Source organism: Arthrobacter sp. ZGTC131, from assembly GCF_002929275.1.
Classification (GTDB): Bacteria; Actinomycetota; Actinomycetes; order Actinomycetales; family Micrococcaceae; genus Arthrobacter.
Genome location: NZ_PJIK01000004.1, coordinates 227,774 through 243,666 on the forward strand (window position 1 = coordinate 227,774; position 15,893 = coordinate 243,666).

Consider the following 15,893-nt stretch of genomic DNA (forward strand, 5'->3'; position numbering starts at 1 on the left):
TTCCTGCATGAGCACTGCGCCCGGCGGGCCGTCCAGCTTGGACGACCCGCCGCATTCCCCCACGCCCGCCATCCCGACGGCGGCTTCCGATCCGGGCGCCCCATCAGCGCCGGGTGCCCCGGCCGCCGTCGCCACCGTCCGACGCGAGGTGCCTGTCCGCGCCGAGGGCATCCAGCTGATCGGCGAAGCCAAGGGCTCCGGCTACCGGGACGCGCCGTCTTTGGTGCGCCGTGCCGACGGCCAGACGATCCAGCTGACCCGGCTGCTGTTCCTGGTGCTGGAAGCAGTCGACGGCGTGCGGGGCATCGACGAAATTGCGGAGCTGACCAGCTCCCGGTTCGGGCGGCTCGTCAGCGCCGACAACGTCCGGACGCTCGTTGGGGACCAACTGCTGCCGCTAGGGTTGCTGCAGCTCGCCCATGGATCCCAACCCGAGGTCCGGAAGTCCGATCCCCTGCTGGGGATGCGCTTCCGCTATACCGTCACGGATCCGGAGCGAACGCGCAGGCTGACCGCCCCGTTCGCGGCGCTCTTCCATCCGCTCCTCGTCGCGGCCGTCACCGTGGCTTTCTTGGCCTCCTGCTGGTGGGTCCTCATGGTCAAGGGCCTGGCATCGGCCACCCACGACGCCTTCGCCAACCCCGGGCTGCTGCTGCTGATCTTCGCCGTCACCATCCTGTCCGCCGGATTTCACGAATTCGGCCATGCCGCCGGGGCGCGCCGGGGAGGAGCGACGCCGGGCGCGATGGGCGCAGGCCTCTACCTGGTCTGGCCCGCGTTCTTCACGGATGTCACAGACTCCTACCGCCTGGGCAGGGGCGGCCGCCTGCGGACCGACGTGGGCGGCCTGTACTTCAATGCCATTGTTGCCGTGGCCATCATGGGCATCTGGTGGGCCACCGGCTTCGATGCGCTGCTGCTGGTGGTGCTCACGCAGATCCTGCAGATGGTCCGCCAGCTCCTCCCCCTGGTCCGCTTCGACGGTTACCACATCCTGGCCGACGCGACCGGCGTGCCGGACCTGTTCCAGCGGATCCGGCCCACGCTGCTGGGGCTCCTGCCGTGGCGCTGGGGCAAGCCAGAGCCCGAAGCGCAGGCGCTGAAACCCTGGGCCCGCGCCATCATCACGGCATGGGTCCTGGTGACCGTTCCACTGCTCCTGATCAGCGTGGTGCTCATGGTTCTCACGCTCCCGCGGCTGCTGGGCACGGCCTGGGCGAGCTTCCAAGACCAGCAGGCCATGCTCGCCGGCAGCCTTTCGAATGGCAACTTCGCGGACGCGGCCGTGCGGGTCCTGGCGATTGCCGCCATCGCTCTTCCCGTCCTGGGCATCGGGTACATGCTGCTCCGGCTGGCACGGCAACTCGTGACCGGCCTGTGGGCGAAGACCAAGGGAAAGCCGCTGCGGCGCGGAACTGCCATGGCCGCCATCGCTGCGGTTGCCGCCGGGCTGGCCTGGGCCTGGTGGCCCGCCGCGGACAACTACCTCCCCGTGCAGCCCTACGAACGGGGAACACTCTTCGACGCCACATCCTCGATCTATCCCGCCCTCTCCGGCGGAGACGGGACCCTGCGTGAAGGCCGGGCAGGCCAGACGGTGGCTCTGTGGCCGGACGGCGCCGCGCTGCCCACCCGGGACAAGCCGCAGCTCAGCCTGGTACTCGTACCGCGGGCAGGGACGACTACCGCCCAGGGCGACGAACCGAGCCAAGGTGCGGATGACCGCACAGCCGCCCCTGCGCCGTCGTGGGTCTTTCCCTTCGACAAACCCGCCGGCCCGGACGAGGACGGCAACCAGGCCCTCGCCGTCAACACCACCGACGGCTCGGTGACCTACGACGTCGCCTTCGCGCTCGTGTGGGCTGACGGCGGACCCGTGGATACGCGCAACGAGGCCTACGCCTTCGCCAACTGCACAGACTGCGCGGCGGTTGCTGTCGGCTTCCAGGTGGTGCTGATCGTGGGCCAGGCGGACGTGGTGGTGCCCGAGAATCTGTCCGCGGCCGCGAACTACAACTGCGTGCGGTGCCTGACGTATGCCCTGGCCAGCCAGCTGGTCCTGACCCTGGACGGACCCCTCAGCGACGACGGCATGGCCCGGCTCACCACCCTGTGGCAGGAAATCGCGGAATTCGGGCGCGGGCTGCAGGATGTCCCCCTCTCCGAAATCCAGGGGCGGCTGACCGCCTACAAGGAACAGCTCATGGAGCTCATCCGGAACGACCCCAGTGCTTCCACAGGCACCGCCGCGCCGGGCACCGAGCCGTCACCCGGTTCGACGGCTACGCCCGGACCCGGCTCCGGACCCGGCTCTGAGCCCAGTTCTGAGCCCGGTTCTGAGCCCGGCACGGGGCCTGGTTCCGGCACCTCGGCCCCGGTCGCGCCGACACCCGGCGCGACACCGGAACCTGTCCCGTCAACCGCGCCGACTGATCCGGGCGAGCCCGCTCCCGGAAGCACGGTTCCTGGGCCGACTCCCAGCCAGGCGGCCACGACTGATCCGGCGGCCGCTCCAGCTGAGGGCGCGGATCCGGCAACACCCAGCCAGGCCGCAGCCGCGCCCTAGGATGGCCCTTCACCGGATAGCCCTTCACCAAAAATGGCCGCATACGGTGACGCCCAGGCGACCATTTTTGGTGAACCGGCGGAACTCCGGGGTGCAGCGCATATATTTGGACGATGCTCTCGGCGCTGAAGAAGTACCTGTTGGTCCCCAAACTGGTGAAACTGTCCTCCGCGGCGCCCAAGGATCCGCGGGAGGCCTGGGACCAGTTCTGGGGCAGCGTCCGCACCAGCGGCGCCCGCGGCGACGTGCTGTGGGATTCCGGCGACGACCACGAGATGCTGGGCTACGTGGAACAGCTGAAGCGGCAGCTGAACCCGGACCTGCCGATCGTGGACGTCGGCTGCGGCAACGGCACCTTCAGCCGGAGGCTAGCGGCGCACTTCCCGCATGTACTGGGCGTGGATGTCTCCCCCAATGCGATCGCCCGGGCGCACGCCGAATCCGCCGACCTGGAGCGGGTGTCGTACCTGGCGGCCGACATGACCGCCCCCGGGGCATCGCGCATGGTGATGGAGGCCCTGGCGGCCGCCGGCATGGCCGGAGAAGCGAACATCTTCATCCGGGGTGTCCTGCATGTGCTGAAGCGACCGGCGCAGGCCGCACTGGCAGAGCAGCTCCAGCCGCTGGTGGGAAAACGCGGGCGCGTGTTCCTCGCCGAGACGGATTTTCGCGGCAACGCCATCGAATACGTGAGCCACCTCGGGGCCACACTGCACTCCATCCCGGCCCCGCTGGAGAGGGCAATCCGCGGCCTGCCCATGCCCGGCCGCTTCGGTCCGGTACAGCGCAAGCGGGCATTTCCGGAGCTGCGGTGGGACGTGGTGGAGGACGGCCCGGCCAGCATCGAAACCCGTCCGCTGACGTCCGCTACCGGGTCCGAGCAGATCCCGGGCTACTTCGCCGTGCTGCAGGCCCGCCAACCGGTGGCAGGCTAAGATCCCTTGAGCCAGGCGAGGGCTTCCCGCTCCACCGTGAAGAATTTCGTGGGACACGGCACCTTGGTGATGCCCAGGAAAAAGTTGGCAATCACCCGGTCCACGGGTGAGGAACCGAGCAGCGCAATCCTCGACGCCTGGCAGGGCCGGCCGAACACGGCCCGCGCGGCACGGCTCACGTCCGCGGTGGTTGCCATGTCCACGAGCATGGGATGGCGGCTCTCCCCGCAGAGGGCATTGACCCGCTCCATGGCGGCCTCGGCGTCCGCCTCGGAAATGACCGCTCCCCGGACCCACGTCAGACGCAGGAGCCCCTCGGGGTCCAGTGCTAAATCGAAGAGCCTGTTGCGGCCGCTGACATCGGCATTCACCATCAAGACCTCCGCGGTGGCTATTGGGACAATTATCAAGCTACAGGCCCATGCGCCCGCGACCAATGCGGTCCGCGGGCTGATAATGTGAGTCGAAAATCACGGGTAGCCGCAAGGGCTGGCGCACAACAGGGGGCACAGTGGTCCAGGCATCGCCGGAACATCTTTCCGCAGCGCGCGACGCAATCATCGCCATACCCGATGCGGAACGCCTGAAATCCACCGCTTCCGTCCTCGCGGATGCCGGCTACACGGTCCGGACGGCGTCCGACGCCGAAGCCCTCGCTGCCGCGCTGGAACGCAACCACGCCGCCGTCGTGCTTCTTGATACGGCACTTGCTGACGGGTACATGTGGGAGGGCACGCCGGTGCTCCTCATTGTGGATCTCGCCGAAGACTTTGACCTGGCCCGGCTTGAGTCGTGGGGCATCGCGGACTACGTTTCCCGCGAAACCGACGTGGAGGAAGTGGCCCACCGCGTTGAAACGCTGATCGGCCGGGCCAGTGAACGCCGCAGGATCCGGTCTGAAGCGGAATTCCTGCGCGAGAGCCTCCGCAACGTTTCCGCAGCCATCCGCGGCACCAACAGCCCCCAGCAGATGGCCGAGCACCTCGTGCGGGGCTTCGGAGAGTCACTGGGCACGGACCACGTCTGGTTTACCACGTTCCAGGACACCCGCGTGCCCCGGATCAGCGCCCAGTGGTGCAAGCCCGGGCGGGCGCCGCTTCCCAAGACTCTTGGATCCTATGAGGAGGCGGCCCGCGAACTGGCCACCTCGCTCTGGGCAGACGCCGAGGTCCTTGCCGTGGTGGATCACGAGACCGATCAGGCATCTCCGCTCGCCGAAGGGCTACAGAACTGGTGCGGGCTGCCCTCGGTCCGGTCATCGATCGCGGTTCCCGTGGGCGACGGCGAGACTGCCCTGGGCATCATCTGGATCACCCAGCTGGACGCGCCACGCGAATGGACCCGGGCCGAGATCGCCCTGATCCAGCACGTGGCGGGAAACCTCGCCCACAGCCTCATCCAGGGGCACCTGATCAGTGCGCAGGTGCAGGTACTGCACCAGCTCCGGGAACTGGACAAGGCCAAGACTGACTTCCTCGCCACCGTCAACCACGAGCTCCGCACGCCGCTGACGTCCATCACGGCCTACCTCGACATGATCCGCGACGGCGCCGGCGGCCCCGTGCCTCCAGGCATCGAGTCCATGATGGACGTCATCTCGCGGAACTCGGACCGGCTCCGGCGCCTCATCGAGGACATGCTCACGGTGTCGCAGCGGGACGGCTCCGGAAATCTGAACCTCAAGCAGGTGGAACTGGGCCAGGTGCTGAGAATCGTAGTGGCTGCGCTGCGTCCGCTTGCCGACTCGCGGAACGTCACCATCACCGGCGCCGATGCCCACGAGGACGTCAAGATCCATGCCGACGAAGCCCGGCTCGAGCAGGTCTTCACGAACATCGTGGCGAACGCCATCAAGTTCACACCCGACGGCGGCCGCATCAGTATCAGCTTCATGCCTGAGACTGCCGGGGAAGGCACGCCGTCCGCCGTCGTCAGGGTCGCGGACAGCGGCGTGGGCATTCCCGAGCAGGAGATTTCCCAGGTCTTCACCCGGTTCTACCGGGCTTCGAACGCTTCCTCTGCGGCCGTGCCGGGCAGCGGGCTGGGGCTGGCGATCGCGCACGACATCGTGAACCGCCACGGCGGTTCGTTGGACCTGACGTCCGTTCTGGGCTCGGGAACCACCGTTTCGGTCCACCTGCCGCTGACCGGACCCTAACGGGCTCGGGGCCCGCCTTAACAAGCGCGGCCCAATCTAACGGGCGCGGAACCGCTCATACGCCCGACAATGAAAACTGCCCCGGACCGATGGTCCGGGGCAGTCCAAAATCGCGTTTGAGACCACGACAATTTAGTGAGGCCACCAGCCGATTTGGGCGGAGTTGGTCTCCGTCGACGACGAGGTGGTGGCGTCCTTCTTCGGCGCGGCGTTCGCAGGAGCAGCGAAACCGGCCACAGCCAGGATGCCCGTCATGAGGAGTGTTGCGGCTACTTTCTTCATCCGCTGTCCTTTCGTTGTGAGGTGAATTACTTATTACCGGCACAGTATACGGTCTCAACCTCAAGTTTTAGTCAAGTCAATTGCTGTCATTTCCGAAGAAATTCCGCAGAATTCCTGGCACTCGCAGCAACTGCCGTAACAAGCGTTATTCCGCAAGCGAACGTCTGCGTTCGGCGCCCCGGCATGGATAATTGTCAGCATGCCTATGCCGCGCGATCTGTCCCCCTTCGTGATCACAGAATTGGCTGCCCGCGAAAGCTGGAAGCGGCGCGACTACAGTGCAGGTTTCACTCAGGCCGGGGAAGCAGCGGAGCTGGCCCGGGATGCCGGCGATGACCTGCGCTGGTGGAAGATGGTGCTGCTCCAGGCGGAATGCCTGCTGGACCAGGGGTCAGTCGACGAATGCGTGGATTTTGCGCGGCGACTTGCCGAACATCCGATCGCGGCCTCCTCTGCGGACCTTGGGGCCCGGGCCAATGTCGTGCTGGCAGTGGCCCTGCAGGGCGTGGGAAGGCTTCCGGACGCTGTGCAGGCCGCGGCCGCCGCCGCCCGCCTCGTGGCCGGCGACTTCGAAAACGTGTACCTGCACATCCAGGCCCAGCAGGCCCTCATCGCAGCCCTCGCCGAAAGCGGCAGGCTAGAGGAAGCATGGCGGGAGTGCCGGGACCTCGAATCGCTGCTCACCGACCACGTTGACGAGGACACGGCCGGCAAGGCCTACTGGGTGATCGGCAACGTTGCATTCCTGAGCAACCGGGTCACCGAGGGCAGCCACTACCATGACCTCGCAGCGGGCCAGCTATCACCATCCAAGGACGTGGATCTTTGGGCCCGCTTCAACCGTGGCTCGGCCGAGATGCGCCTGCACGCCGAGCTCGGCGATGCCGCGACCCTCCGTTGCATCGAACGGGCCGAGCTGGCCACCGAAGTTGTGGGCGGCAGCGAACGCGACATGCTGGAAATGTCCCTGGTACGGGCCCACTGGTACTACCTCACGGGCGACATGGAGTCGGCCGTCAACCTCCTCGAGCCGCTCCGCAGCAAGTTCCCCGTCCTCGCAACCCAGACCGCCGCAGAGGCGTCCTTCGTCCTGGGCAAGGCGCTCATGGCCCAAGGATCAAACGACGAATCCCTGCAGAGACTGCAAGAGGCGGCTACGCTGTTTGATACGGCTGCTGCACCGGAGCGGAGCGCAACGGTGCGAACGTTCCTGGCATCCGTCGAGAACCAGCAGCAGTTCTTGCAAGGGGGGTAAGTGTCCGAAACAACTGTGGCTCCAGGCTCTCCGCCGGAGCAACCGCTGCAGCGGGAGGCCGGCGGACTGCCCGCATCCCATGTCTCCCTTTCGGCACTGCCGGACGTCGCCGTCAAGGCCGTGCTGCGCCGCGGCGCTGACCTGGATGAAGCGTCCGCCGCCCAGCTGCGCGAGCAACTCGGTGAGCTTGCCGGTGACCGGAGGGTCGCCGTCGTACTTGAACTGACCGGCGTGGGGTCCGTGAGCCGCGCCGCGCGTGCCGCCTACGCGGCTATTCCCTTCGTGTCTGCCTGGGCGGTTGTTGGCGAGGGCCCGGTGGATAGGCTGCTCGGGCATTTCCTCCTGGGCGGGGAGTTCAGCTCGGTCCCGGCACGATATTTCACGTCGGATGGCGAAGCCCTTGACTGGTTGAAACGCCTGGACCATGTTCTCTGACGGCGATCCCCGGCTGGGGCGGCTCCTCGACGGCATTGTCCGGCTCGCCTCGGGGGAGCTCCATTCGCGCATTGAAATTTCCGACGCCCGGGATGAGCTGGACGCGGTCATCATGGGCACCAACCTGCTCGCCGAAGACCTCCAGATCATCTACCAGGAGCTGGAGCAGCGGGTTGAATCCCGCACGCAGATGCTCAACGCTGCGCACCGGGAGCTGCAGCAAATGGCCCTCACCGATTCCCTGACGGGCCTCTTCAACCGTTCCGCGCTGGTCAGCGCCGTCAACGACGCCCAGGCGGAGGCGGCCGACGGCGGGCTGCCGCCGGCGCTGCTGCTGCTGGATCTGGACGCGTTCAAGAGCGTCAACGATTCCTTGGGCCATTCCATCGGCGACCAGGTGCTGGCCGCCGTCGGAAGGCGAATCCGGTCATGTGTGCGCGACTCCGACATGGTGGCCCGGCTGGGCGGAGACGAATTCGCCATCCTGCTCACCTCCACCTCGCCCGCGAAGGCCGTGGCAGTGGGGAACCGGATACTGGATGCCCTCAACGGAACCCTCGAGGTGGACGGCAAGCACATCCGCTGCGGGGCCAGCCTGGGGCTGCGCATGGCCGACCCCGGCGAGACCTCCGAGGAACTGCTCATGGAGGCCGACATCGCCATGTACGCCTCCAAGGCAGACGGCCGCAACAAGCTGCGGGTGTTCGAACCGGCCATGCTGCATGCCCGGCAGCTCCGCAACCAGCTGGTGGGCGAACTGCGCGAAGCCATCGCAGGCTCGCAGCTGGTGCTGTTCTACCAGCCGGTCATCGAGCTGGCCACCGGCAGGATCGAGGGCGTCGAGGCGCTGGTGCGCTGGCAGCACCCCACCCGCGGACTGATCATGCCGGACGAGTTCATCCCCATCGCCGAGGAAACCGGCCTCATTTCCGAGCTGGGCAAGTGGGTGCTCAAGGCCTCCGTGGAGCAGCTCCGGCGCTGGCGGGCGGATCCGGAAACCAAGCGGCACGACTTCTCCATGCGCATCAACATCTCCGCCGCCGACCTGCAGCGCCTCGAATTCATCGAGGACGTCCGCGACGCCCTCACATCCGCGGACCTGGAGCCGGCGCTGCTGGTCCTGGAGCTGACGGAGAGCGCCATCATCCAAGGCAATGAGCTCGACCGGTACACGCTGGCCAGCCTCCGCAAGCTCGGAGTGGGCCTGGAGATCGACGACTTCGGCACCGGGTATTCCTCCATCAGCTACCTGCGGCGGCTCCCGGTGGACCGCGTCAAGGTGGACCGGACCCTGCTCACGGCGCTGGGCAGCGACCCCGCCCAGCCGGCCCTGATTGCGGCAATCCACCAGCTCATCCGCGCCTGCGGGCTGGAGGCGGTGTGGGAGGGCGTGGAAACCGCGGAACAGTCCGAGCACCTGCGAAGCACCGGCTGCGTCAGCGGCCAGGGCTACTACTTCAGCCGGCCGCTGCCCGAAGCCGAATTCACGGCCCGCCTGGCACGGCAGGACGTCTGGCCCGGCTGATCCTGGCCCGGCTGATCCCTGTCCGCCGATGCGCCTCGGCTGGGTGCCATCCGGCTTTTCCTCAGGCTGGCACGCCGGCGCGCCACTCGTCGGCGAGCATGGCGTAGATCAGCTCCGTGGACCACGCACCCTTGTAGTGCCAGTTTTCCACGAGCGTGGCCTCGAGCCGCATCCCCAGCCGCTCGCAGATCCTGGCCGAACCGGTGTTGAGCGCGTCCAGCTTGGCATCGATCCGGTGGAAGCCCAGTGCGCCGAAGCCAAGTTCCAGCAGCGCGCGGGCGGCCTCGGTGGCGTACCCCTTGCCGCGGCCCTCCGGCGCCATGATCCAGCCGATCTCGGCCTGCCCCTCGCCGGGCAGCCACTTGAGCACCACCTCGCCGAGTAGGCCGGGAAGGTCCTTGGCCTCGACGGCCAGGCAGATCCAGTCGCCCTCCTTCTCGAAGGCGAAATTGGCGTACCTGCCCACGGTCTCCATGGACTGGGTGTAGGTCTTGGCATCCCGCAGCAGGAAGCGCGCCGTTTCCGGAAGCGACTGGTAGGCATGGAACGCGTCCAGGTCCGAGGCCTCGAACCGGCGCAGCCTTAGTCGCTCGGTGTGGATGGGCAGGGGGATGTGGGGCATGGTTCGAGGGTACGCGGTTGGGACAGGTTAACCCCCGACGACGGCGGCCGTCGCCTCCGCGATGGCGCGCTCCTCGTCCGTGGGGACCACGAGCACTGGAATGGCGGACGACGCGGAGGAAATCACCCGGGGTTCCTTGGACCGCTCACTGTTCAGGTTGGCGTCGAGATCGATGCCCAGCGCCGCCAGCCGCTCCCCCACCAGCGCACGGAACTGGTGCGAGTTCTCGCCGATCCCCGCAGTGAACACCAGCGCCTTCGCCCCGCCCACGGCCACGTGGTAGCCACCGATGTACTTGGCCAGCCGGTAGGACGTGACGGCGAGCGCCATGGCAGCCTTGGCGTCGCCGGCCTCGGAGGCCTCCACCACCGAGCGCATGTCGTTGTTGCCAGCCAGGCCCTTGAGCCCGGATTCGCGGTTCAGCATGGTGTCCAGGTCCTCCGCGTTCCACCCCACGCGGGCCAGGAACACGAGGATGGACGGGTCAAGGTCGCCGGAACGAGTGCCCATGACCAGGCCCTCCAGCGGAGTGAAGCCCATGGAGGTGTCCACGGACTTGCCGCCCCGGATCGCCGTGACCGAGGCGCCGTTCCCCAGGTGGGCGATCACGCCGTCGAACTCCTCCGCCGGAAGGTCCAGCAGCGCCGCGGCCTTGTGCGTGACGTATTCGTGCGAGGTGCCGTGGAAGCCGTAACGGCGGATCCCGTGGTTGGCGTAGAGCTCGTCCGGCACGGCATAGCGCCAGGCGTGCTCGGGCAGGGTGCGGTGGAAGGCGGTGTCGAACACTGCGACCTGCGGCATCTCCGGCCACTTCTTGGCAATGGCGCGGATGCCCAGCACGTTGGCGGGGTTGTGGAGCGGGGCCAGCGGGTTGAGCCGCTCGATGGCGCGGGTGATCTCGTTGTCGATCAGCACGGGTTCGCCGAACCGCTCGCCGCCGTGGACCACGCGGTGCCCCACGGCGTCCAGCTCCCGGTCACCCAGCACCTCGTGGATGGCGGCGTCCACCAGTTCGAGGGCCTCGGCATGATCCGCCGGGCCCACCACTTCGCCGTCGCCCTGACCTCCGTTGGATGTGCCGATCCTCTCGATCAGCCCCTCCGTGAGGATGCTGCCGGCCGCGACGTCACGCACCTGGTATTTGAGCGAGGACGAGCCGGAGTTGATGACGAGCACGAGCATGGGGCCTCCTAAGCCTTGGCTTCTGCGGACGGGACGGTTGCTGCCGCGGGTTCCGGCGTTGTGGGCTGAGCTTCGGCGGGCTGGGCCTCGGTGGGCCCGGTTTCGGCGGACTGCGGCGCCGTCGGCTGGGCCGCCGTCGACTGGCCCGCCGTCGACTGGGCCTGGACGGCGGTGATGGCCACTGTGTTCACGATGTCCTCCACCGTGCAGCCGCGGGACAGGTCGTTGACCGGCTTGCGGAGCCCCTGCAGGACCGGCCCGACGGCGACCGCCCCGGAGGTCTGCTGCACCGCCTTGTAGGTGTTGTTGCCGGTGTTCAGGTCCGGGAAGATGAACACGGTGGCCTGGCCGGCGACGGACGAGCCGGGCATCTTGGACGCGGCGATCGCGGCGTCCACGGCGGCGTCGTACTGGATGGGACCCTCCACGGGCAGTTCCTGGCGCCGGTCCTTCACCAGCTCCGTGGCCACCCGCACCTTCTCCACTGCCTCGCCCGAGCCGGACCCGCCGCTCGAATAGGACAGCATGGCCACCCGCGGATCCACGCCGAACTGGGCCGCGGTTTCCGCCGAGGCCAGTGCGATGTCTGCCAGCTGCTCCTCGTTCGGGTCCGGGTTCACGGCGCAGTCGCCATAGACCAGCACGCGGTCCGGCATGAGCATGAAGAACACCGACGATACGATCTTCACGCCCTCGCGGGTCTTCACGAACTCCAGGGCCGGGCGGATGGTGTGGGCTGTGGTGTGCGCGGCCCCGGACACCATGCCGTCCACCACGCCCAGCTGGACCATCATGGTGCCGAAGTAGCTGCCGTCCAGCATGACTTCCAGCGCCCGGGCCAGGTCCACTCCCTTGTGCGCCCGCAGCTCCGCGTACTTCTCCGCGAAACCCTGGCGCAGCCCCGAGGTGGCAGGATCCACGATGTTGATGCCGGACAGGTCGATGCCACGGCTGGCCGCAAGCTCCCTGACGTCGGTTTCGCGTCCCAGCAGCGTGAGGTCACAGACGTCGCGGCGGTACAGGATCTCGGCGGCCCGCAGGATCCGCACGTCCGTGCCCTCCGGCAGCACGATGTGGCGGCGCTGGGACCGGGCCCGCTCGATGAGGTCATGCAGGAACCGCAGCGGCGTCATGCGCTCCGCCCGGGGCAGGTGCAGGCGTTCGACGATCTCGGCCTCGTCCACGCGCCGGGACCACAGCCCAAGCGCGGACGCCACCTTCCGGCGGTGCCCGCTCCAGATCTCACTGCGGACCTCGGAAACGCGGCGGGCGGTGGTGTAGGTGTCGTCGGTCGTGTCGAAGACCGGGAACGGGGCGGACGCCAGCAGGGGGTAGATGTTGGCATCCGGGGCCAGGCCGCCGGTGAGGATCAGCGCGGACGGCACGGGGAATTCCGGGGAGAATGATGATGCCAGGCACGCCACCATCACGTCGGCCCGGTCGCCCGGGACGATCACCAGCGCGCCGTCGTCGAGCACGTTCAGGAAGTTGCCCACGTTCATGGCGGCCACCTTGACGTCCCGGACGTCGCGCTCCATGTCCGCGCGGCCGGCGATCTGGCGGATGCCCAGGGCGGCGCCCACCTCGCCTGTGGTGGGGCGGGCAATGTCCTCGAGCTCCGGGAAAATGTACACCGGACGGCCGGAGGCGCCGGGCTTCACGGCGGCAGCGATCGCGTCGGCGTCCTCCGGATCGGCGCGGTTCACCATGATGGCCAGCAGCGCGCACTTCTCCGCCGCCAACTCCTTCCGGGCGACGTCGACGGCGGCGGACGTCTCCGCGACGGTGCGCCCCTTCGCGCCCACCACGGCCACGACGGGGGCGGCCAGGTTGTTGGCGAGGCGGGCGTTGAGATCGAATTCGACGGCGGCCTCCTGGCCGGTGAGGTCAGTCCCCTCCACGATGATCACGTCGCAGTGCCGGCCCATCTCGGCGAAGATCTCTACGCAGCGGGCGTCGATGTCCTCGCGCTTGCCCTCGGCGAGCAGGCTGCGGACCTCCGTGAAGGTCAGGCCGCCGCGGCAGCGCTCGTCCTCGAGGTCGAAGCGGGATTTCATGAGCGCCACCATGGGGTCAGCCCCGGCGTCGTCCCCGTGGACCACGGGCTTGAAGAAGCCGATCCGGTCGGCGTGCCGGTGGAGCGTGTCCGCGAGGCCCAGCGCTATGAGCGACTTGCCCGAACCCGGGGTCGTCGCACTGACATATATACCTTTGGCCATGATCAGTCCTCTGGTTGGAAGGTCCTGCGCGGAGCGTGCTGCGACGGCGTGCGCCCAGGAGGTGTTCCTTAAGGCGTACCCCCTTCAGGTTCCGCCTAAGCACCAGAGCCCGCCGCTCCTCCATACTTTCACTTGTTCGCGGACTTTCGGGAGCAGACAATGGTGTTGATTCCCACGTCAGCGGCTCAGCGCTTCAGCGGGCACGTGGCGTGCCAACGCCTCGAGACCCCTCCCTAACCGGCGATTCGAACCACGGTGCTGCTGATGAACCCTGGTGGATCCCCTGCAACTTCCCGTTCGGCTGCTGCGTCCCGCATCAGACAGCATCCCGTAGCGGCCTTCCTCGTCGTTGCCATCACGCTCTCCTGGGCGGCCCAGGTTCTGTCCATCCTCCTGCTCGGGAACATCCTGCCGGGAATCCTCGCCGAACTGCTGATCCTGCTGGGAACGGCCGTTCTTGTCACGGGCGCCGCCGACGGCCGGCCAGCCGTGCGTGACCTCGTCCGCCGGGCCTTCCGCTGGCGCGTGGCACCTGGCTGGTACGTGGCGGCGCTGCTGGCCCTGCCCGCGCTGACCTTGCTCATTGCCGCAGCCACCGGCACCTTCCATTCGCCCGCTGATGGCTGGGCGCCGCTGCTGGTCACCTATCTGCTGAACACCGTGGTCATCGGCGCCCTCCTCGGCAACATTTGGGAGGAACTGGCCTGGACCGGCGTGGTGCAGCACCGTCTCATGGACCGCCACGGAGCGTTCGTTGCCGCCGTGCTGACAGCCATCCCGTTCGCGCTCATCCACGTGCCCTTTGCCTTCGCGGAGAGAGGCTTCGCCAACACGCCCCTGGCCGACGCGGCAGCCTACTGGGCGGTTCTGTTCCTGTTTGCCCCCTTCTTCCGCGCGCTCATGGGCCTGACTTACTTGAGAACGGGATACAGCCTGCTGATCGTGGGCCTGCTCCACGCGTCATTCAACGCCTCCGCGGCGACCAAGCTGGACGCGTTCGACGGCGACTGGCAGCAGATTGCCGCGGCGATCGTCTTGCTCGGCGTCGTTGCTGCGTTGCGGATCTTCCGGAGTCCCCGCCCCACCGGCAAGCCCCTCCCGGACCAGCGCGAACGCACACTTCAGCACCCCACCGAAGCGGCAGACCAGCGCAAACGCACACTTCAGCACCCCACCGAAGCGGCAGAGAAGGGCACCGCGAAGGAGAGCGGCCATGGCTCATCATCTGCCGGCTGACGGCCAAGACCACCAGCCTCCGCGCCAGCCGCATCAGCAGGCACACCCCTCCCCGCGCCCCAAGCCTGCCCTCCGCCCGTGGCCCGCCCGGCGTGACTGGCCCGCCTCGCGCGTGTGGCAAAACCGGCGCGGCTGGCCTGCCCGGCGGCGGCTCGCGGTGTTCTTCGGGCTTGCCTTTGTCATTTCGTGGTGCGTCTGGCCGCTGACCCTGCTCAATCCGGCCAGCTCTCCGATGGTCCCGTTCGGGCCCGCACTTGCGGCGGTCGCGGTGGCGTTCCTTTGCGGCGGCAAGGAGGGCCTGCTCGGCCTGCTGCGCCGGCTCGCGCGGTGGCGCGTGTCCGTCCGCTGGTACGTCGTGGCCCTTGCGTTGCCGTGCCTGCTGGTCCTAGCGGCCGCCGGCCTCACGGTTGCCGGCGGCGCCCCGGCACCGGATCTAGGCCCGAATCCCGGCTGGTTCTTGCTGGTCGGCACATTCACCTCGACCCTGGTGATCGTGGGCCTGTTCGAGGAACTGGGCTGGCGCGGCTACGCCCTGCCCCTGATGCAGCAGAACCATACCGCACTCGCCGCAGCCCTCCTCCTCGGCGTGGTGTGGGCGCTCTGGCACCTGCCGGAGCTCGCCTCGGACCCCACCGGGCAACGGCCGCCGGTTCCGTTCATGCTCATGGTGATCGCCCAGTCCGTGCTGCTGGCCTGGATCTACAACAGCACCAGTTCTACCCAAAGCGCCGCCCTCCCTGCCACCGAAGAACACTCCCCCGGCGCCGGCAGCGTGCCGCTCTGCATGCTGTTCCATGCCTCGTTCAACACGTCGGGGGCACTTCTTTTCCCGGCGTTGGCCGGCCCGGATTACCTCACGCTGTGGTGGACCCTGGCACTGCTCCACGTGCTGGCCGCGCTCGCAGTGATTGCCTACGCGGGACCCGTGAGACTGGCACGCACCCTTGACACGAAGGCCCCCAATGGGATTACCTAATGAACATTCGGTAAATAAAGCTGGAGGCAATGACGCGTGGCTGAAACGACAATTCCCGGTGTAACCCACCAGATCCTGAAGGACGACTATGCCTCGGAATGGATGGGCATCGAAGTCCTCAAGCTGGACGACGGCCACGCGACCATCCGCATGACCCTGCGGCAGGAGATGCTCAACGGCTTCGGCATGGCCCACGGCGGAATGATCTTCGCCTTCGGCGATACCGCTTTCGCCCTCGCCTGCAACCCCGCCACCCCGCCACCCGGCGCGGCGGGGACCGAGTCGGACAGCATCACTGTTGCGTCCGGCGTCGACATCAACTTCCTCAAGCCGGCCTTCCAGGGGCAGGTGATCACCGCCGTCGCCGACCGCCGCTCAAGCGCTGGCCGCAGCGGCCTGTACGACATCCAAATCTTCGCCGCCGACCCCGGCACCCAACTGCCGGGCGAGCTCATAGCCGAGTTCCGCGGGCGCAGCCGCACCATCCCCAAGAAGTAGGAAC

General features: G+C 67.8%; 14 protein-coding genes. 9 read left to right on the forward strand and 5 right to left on the reverse strand.

Annotation, left to right across the window (positions count from 1 at the left end; translation table 11 throughout):
- The first annotated feature begins 7 nt into the window (after positions 1-7).
- Both CXQ90_RS07880 and CXQ90_RS07885 read left to right on the forward strand, forming a co-directional pair.
- Positions 8-2,566: a hypothetical protein gene (locus CXQ90_RS07880; RefSeq protein WP_104138221.1), complete on the forward strand. Its 2,559-nt coding sequence runs from the start codon at positions 8-10 to the stop codon at positions 2,564-2,566.
- 113 nt (positions 2,567-2,679) lie between these two features.
- The gene (locus tag CXQ90_RS07885; RefSeq protein ID WP_104138223.1) at positions 2,680-3,501 is read left to right on the forward strand and encodes a class I SAM-dependent methyltransferase; all 822 of its coding nucleotides are present in this window, start codon (positions 2,680-2,682) and stop codon (positions 3,499-3,501) included.
- On the opposite strand, the gene CXQ90_RS07890 is transcribed toward CXQ90_RS07885, so the two are convergent.
- Complete coding sequence (locus tag CXQ90_RS07890) at positions 3,498-3,875, reverse strand: STAS/SEC14 domain-containing protein (RefSeq protein ID WP_104138224.1); 378 nt, start codon at positions 3,873-3,875, stop codon at positions 3,498-3,500. The genes CXQ90_RS07885 and CXQ90_RS07890 overlap by 4 nt on opposite strands.
- Positions 3,876-4,012: 137 nt before the next feature.
- On the opposite strand from CXQ90_RS07890, the gene CXQ90_RS07895 reads away from it, so the two are divergent.
- Positions 4,013-5,659: an ATP-binding protein gene (locus tag CXQ90_RS07895; protein WP_104138226.1), complete on the forward strand. Its 1,647-nt coding sequence runs from the start codon at positions 4,013-4,015 to the stop codon at positions 5,657-5,659.
- Between the two features lie 132 nt (positions 5,660-5,791).
- Here CXQ90_RS07895 and CXQ90_RS22350 read toward each other — a convergent pair whose 3' ends face one another.
- The gene (locus tag CXQ90_RS22350; RefSeq protein WP_181038482.1) at positions 5,792-5,941 is read right to left on the reverse strand and encodes a hypothetical protein; all 150 of its coding nucleotides are present in this window, start codon (positions 5,939-5,941) and stop codon (positions 5,792-5,794) included.
- 199 nt (positions 5,942-6,140) lie between these two features.
- On the opposite strand from CXQ90_RS22350, the gene CXQ90_RS07900 reads away from it, so the two are divergent.
- Genes CXQ90_RS07900 through CXQ90_RS07910 form a run of 3 tightly spaced genes read left to right on the forward strand, consistent with a single transcriptional unit; the run spans position 6,141 to position 9,156 of the window.
- Positions 6,141-7,196 carry a tol-pal system YbgF family protein gene (locus CXQ90_RS07900; protein WP_104138227.1) on the forward strand — a complete coding sequence of 352 codons (1,056 nt, stop codon included), beginning with the start codon at positions 6,141-6,143 and terminating at the stop codon, positions 7,194-7,196.
- Complete coding sequence (locus tag CXQ90_RS07905; protein ID WP_104138229.1) at positions 7,197-7,631, forward strand: hypothetical protein; 435 nt, start codon at positions 7,197-7,199, stop codon at positions 7,629-7,631.
- Positions 7,621-9,156, forward strand: a complete 1,536-nt coding sequence (locus CXQ90_RS07910; protein WP_104138230.1) for a bifunctional diguanylate cyclase/phosphodiesterase — start codon at positions 7,621-7,623, stop codon at positions 9,154-9,156. The genes CXQ90_RS07905 and CXQ90_RS07910 overlap by 11 nt, the downstream gene beginning before the upstream one ends.
- A 61-nt stretch (positions 9,157-9,217) precedes the next feature.
- Here the strand turns inward: CXQ90_RS07910 and CXQ90_RS07915 are convergent, their stop codons facing one another.
- From CXQ90_RS07915 to pta, 3 genes are read right to left on the reverse strand one after another with little or no spacing between them, the layout of a single operon-like run.
- Positions 9,218-9,778: a GNAT family N-acetyltransferase gene (locus tag CXQ90_RS07915; protein ID WP_104138232.1), complete on the reverse strand. Its 561-nt coding sequence runs from the start codon at positions 9,776-9,778 to the stop codon at positions 9,218-9,220.
- 27 nt (positions 9,779-9,805) lie between these two features.
- Positions 9,806-10,960 (reverse strand): acetate kinase, encoded by a 1,155-nt coding sequence (locus tag CXQ90_RS07920; protein WP_104138234.1) that lies wholly within the window; start codon positions 10,958-10,960, stop codon positions 9,806-9,808.
- Positions 10,961-10,968: 8 nt separating this feature from the next.
- Positions 10,969-13,179: a phosphate acetyltransferase gene (gene pta / locus CXQ90_RS07925; RefSeq protein WP_104138235.1), complete on the reverse strand. Its 2,211-nt coding sequence runs from the start codon at positions 13,177-13,179 to the stop codon at positions 10,969-10,971.
- A 264-nt stretch (positions 13,180-13,443) separates the two neighbouring features.
- On the opposite strand from pta, the gene CXQ90_RS07930 reads away from it, so the two are divergent.
- Genes CXQ90_RS07930 through CXQ90_RS07940 form a run of 3 tightly spaced genes read left to right on the forward strand, consistent with a single transcriptional unit; the run spans position 13,444 to position 15,889 of the window.
- Positions 13,444-14,415, forward strand: a complete 972-nt coding sequence (locus CXQ90_RS07930) for a type II CAAX endopeptidase family protein (protein WP_146068859.1) — start codon at positions 13,444-13,446, stop codon at positions 14,413-14,415.
- Positions 14,393-15,391 carry a CPBP family intramembrane glutamic endopeptidase gene (locus CXQ90_RS07935; protein WP_104138238.1) on the forward strand — a complete coding sequence of 333 codons (999 nt, stop codon included), beginning with the start codon at positions 14,393-14,395 and terminating at the stop codon, positions 15,389-15,391. The genes CXQ90_RS07930 and CXQ90_RS07935 overlap by 23 nt, the downstream gene beginning before the upstream one ends.
- Positions 15,392-15,427: 36 nt before the next feature.
- On the forward strand, positions 15,428-15,889 hold the full coding sequence (locus CXQ90_RS07940) for a hotdog fold thioesterase (protein ID WP_104138240.1): 462 nt from the start codon (positions 15,428-15,430) through the stop codon (positions 15,887-15,889).
- Positions 15,890-15,893: the final 4 nt, after the last annotated feature.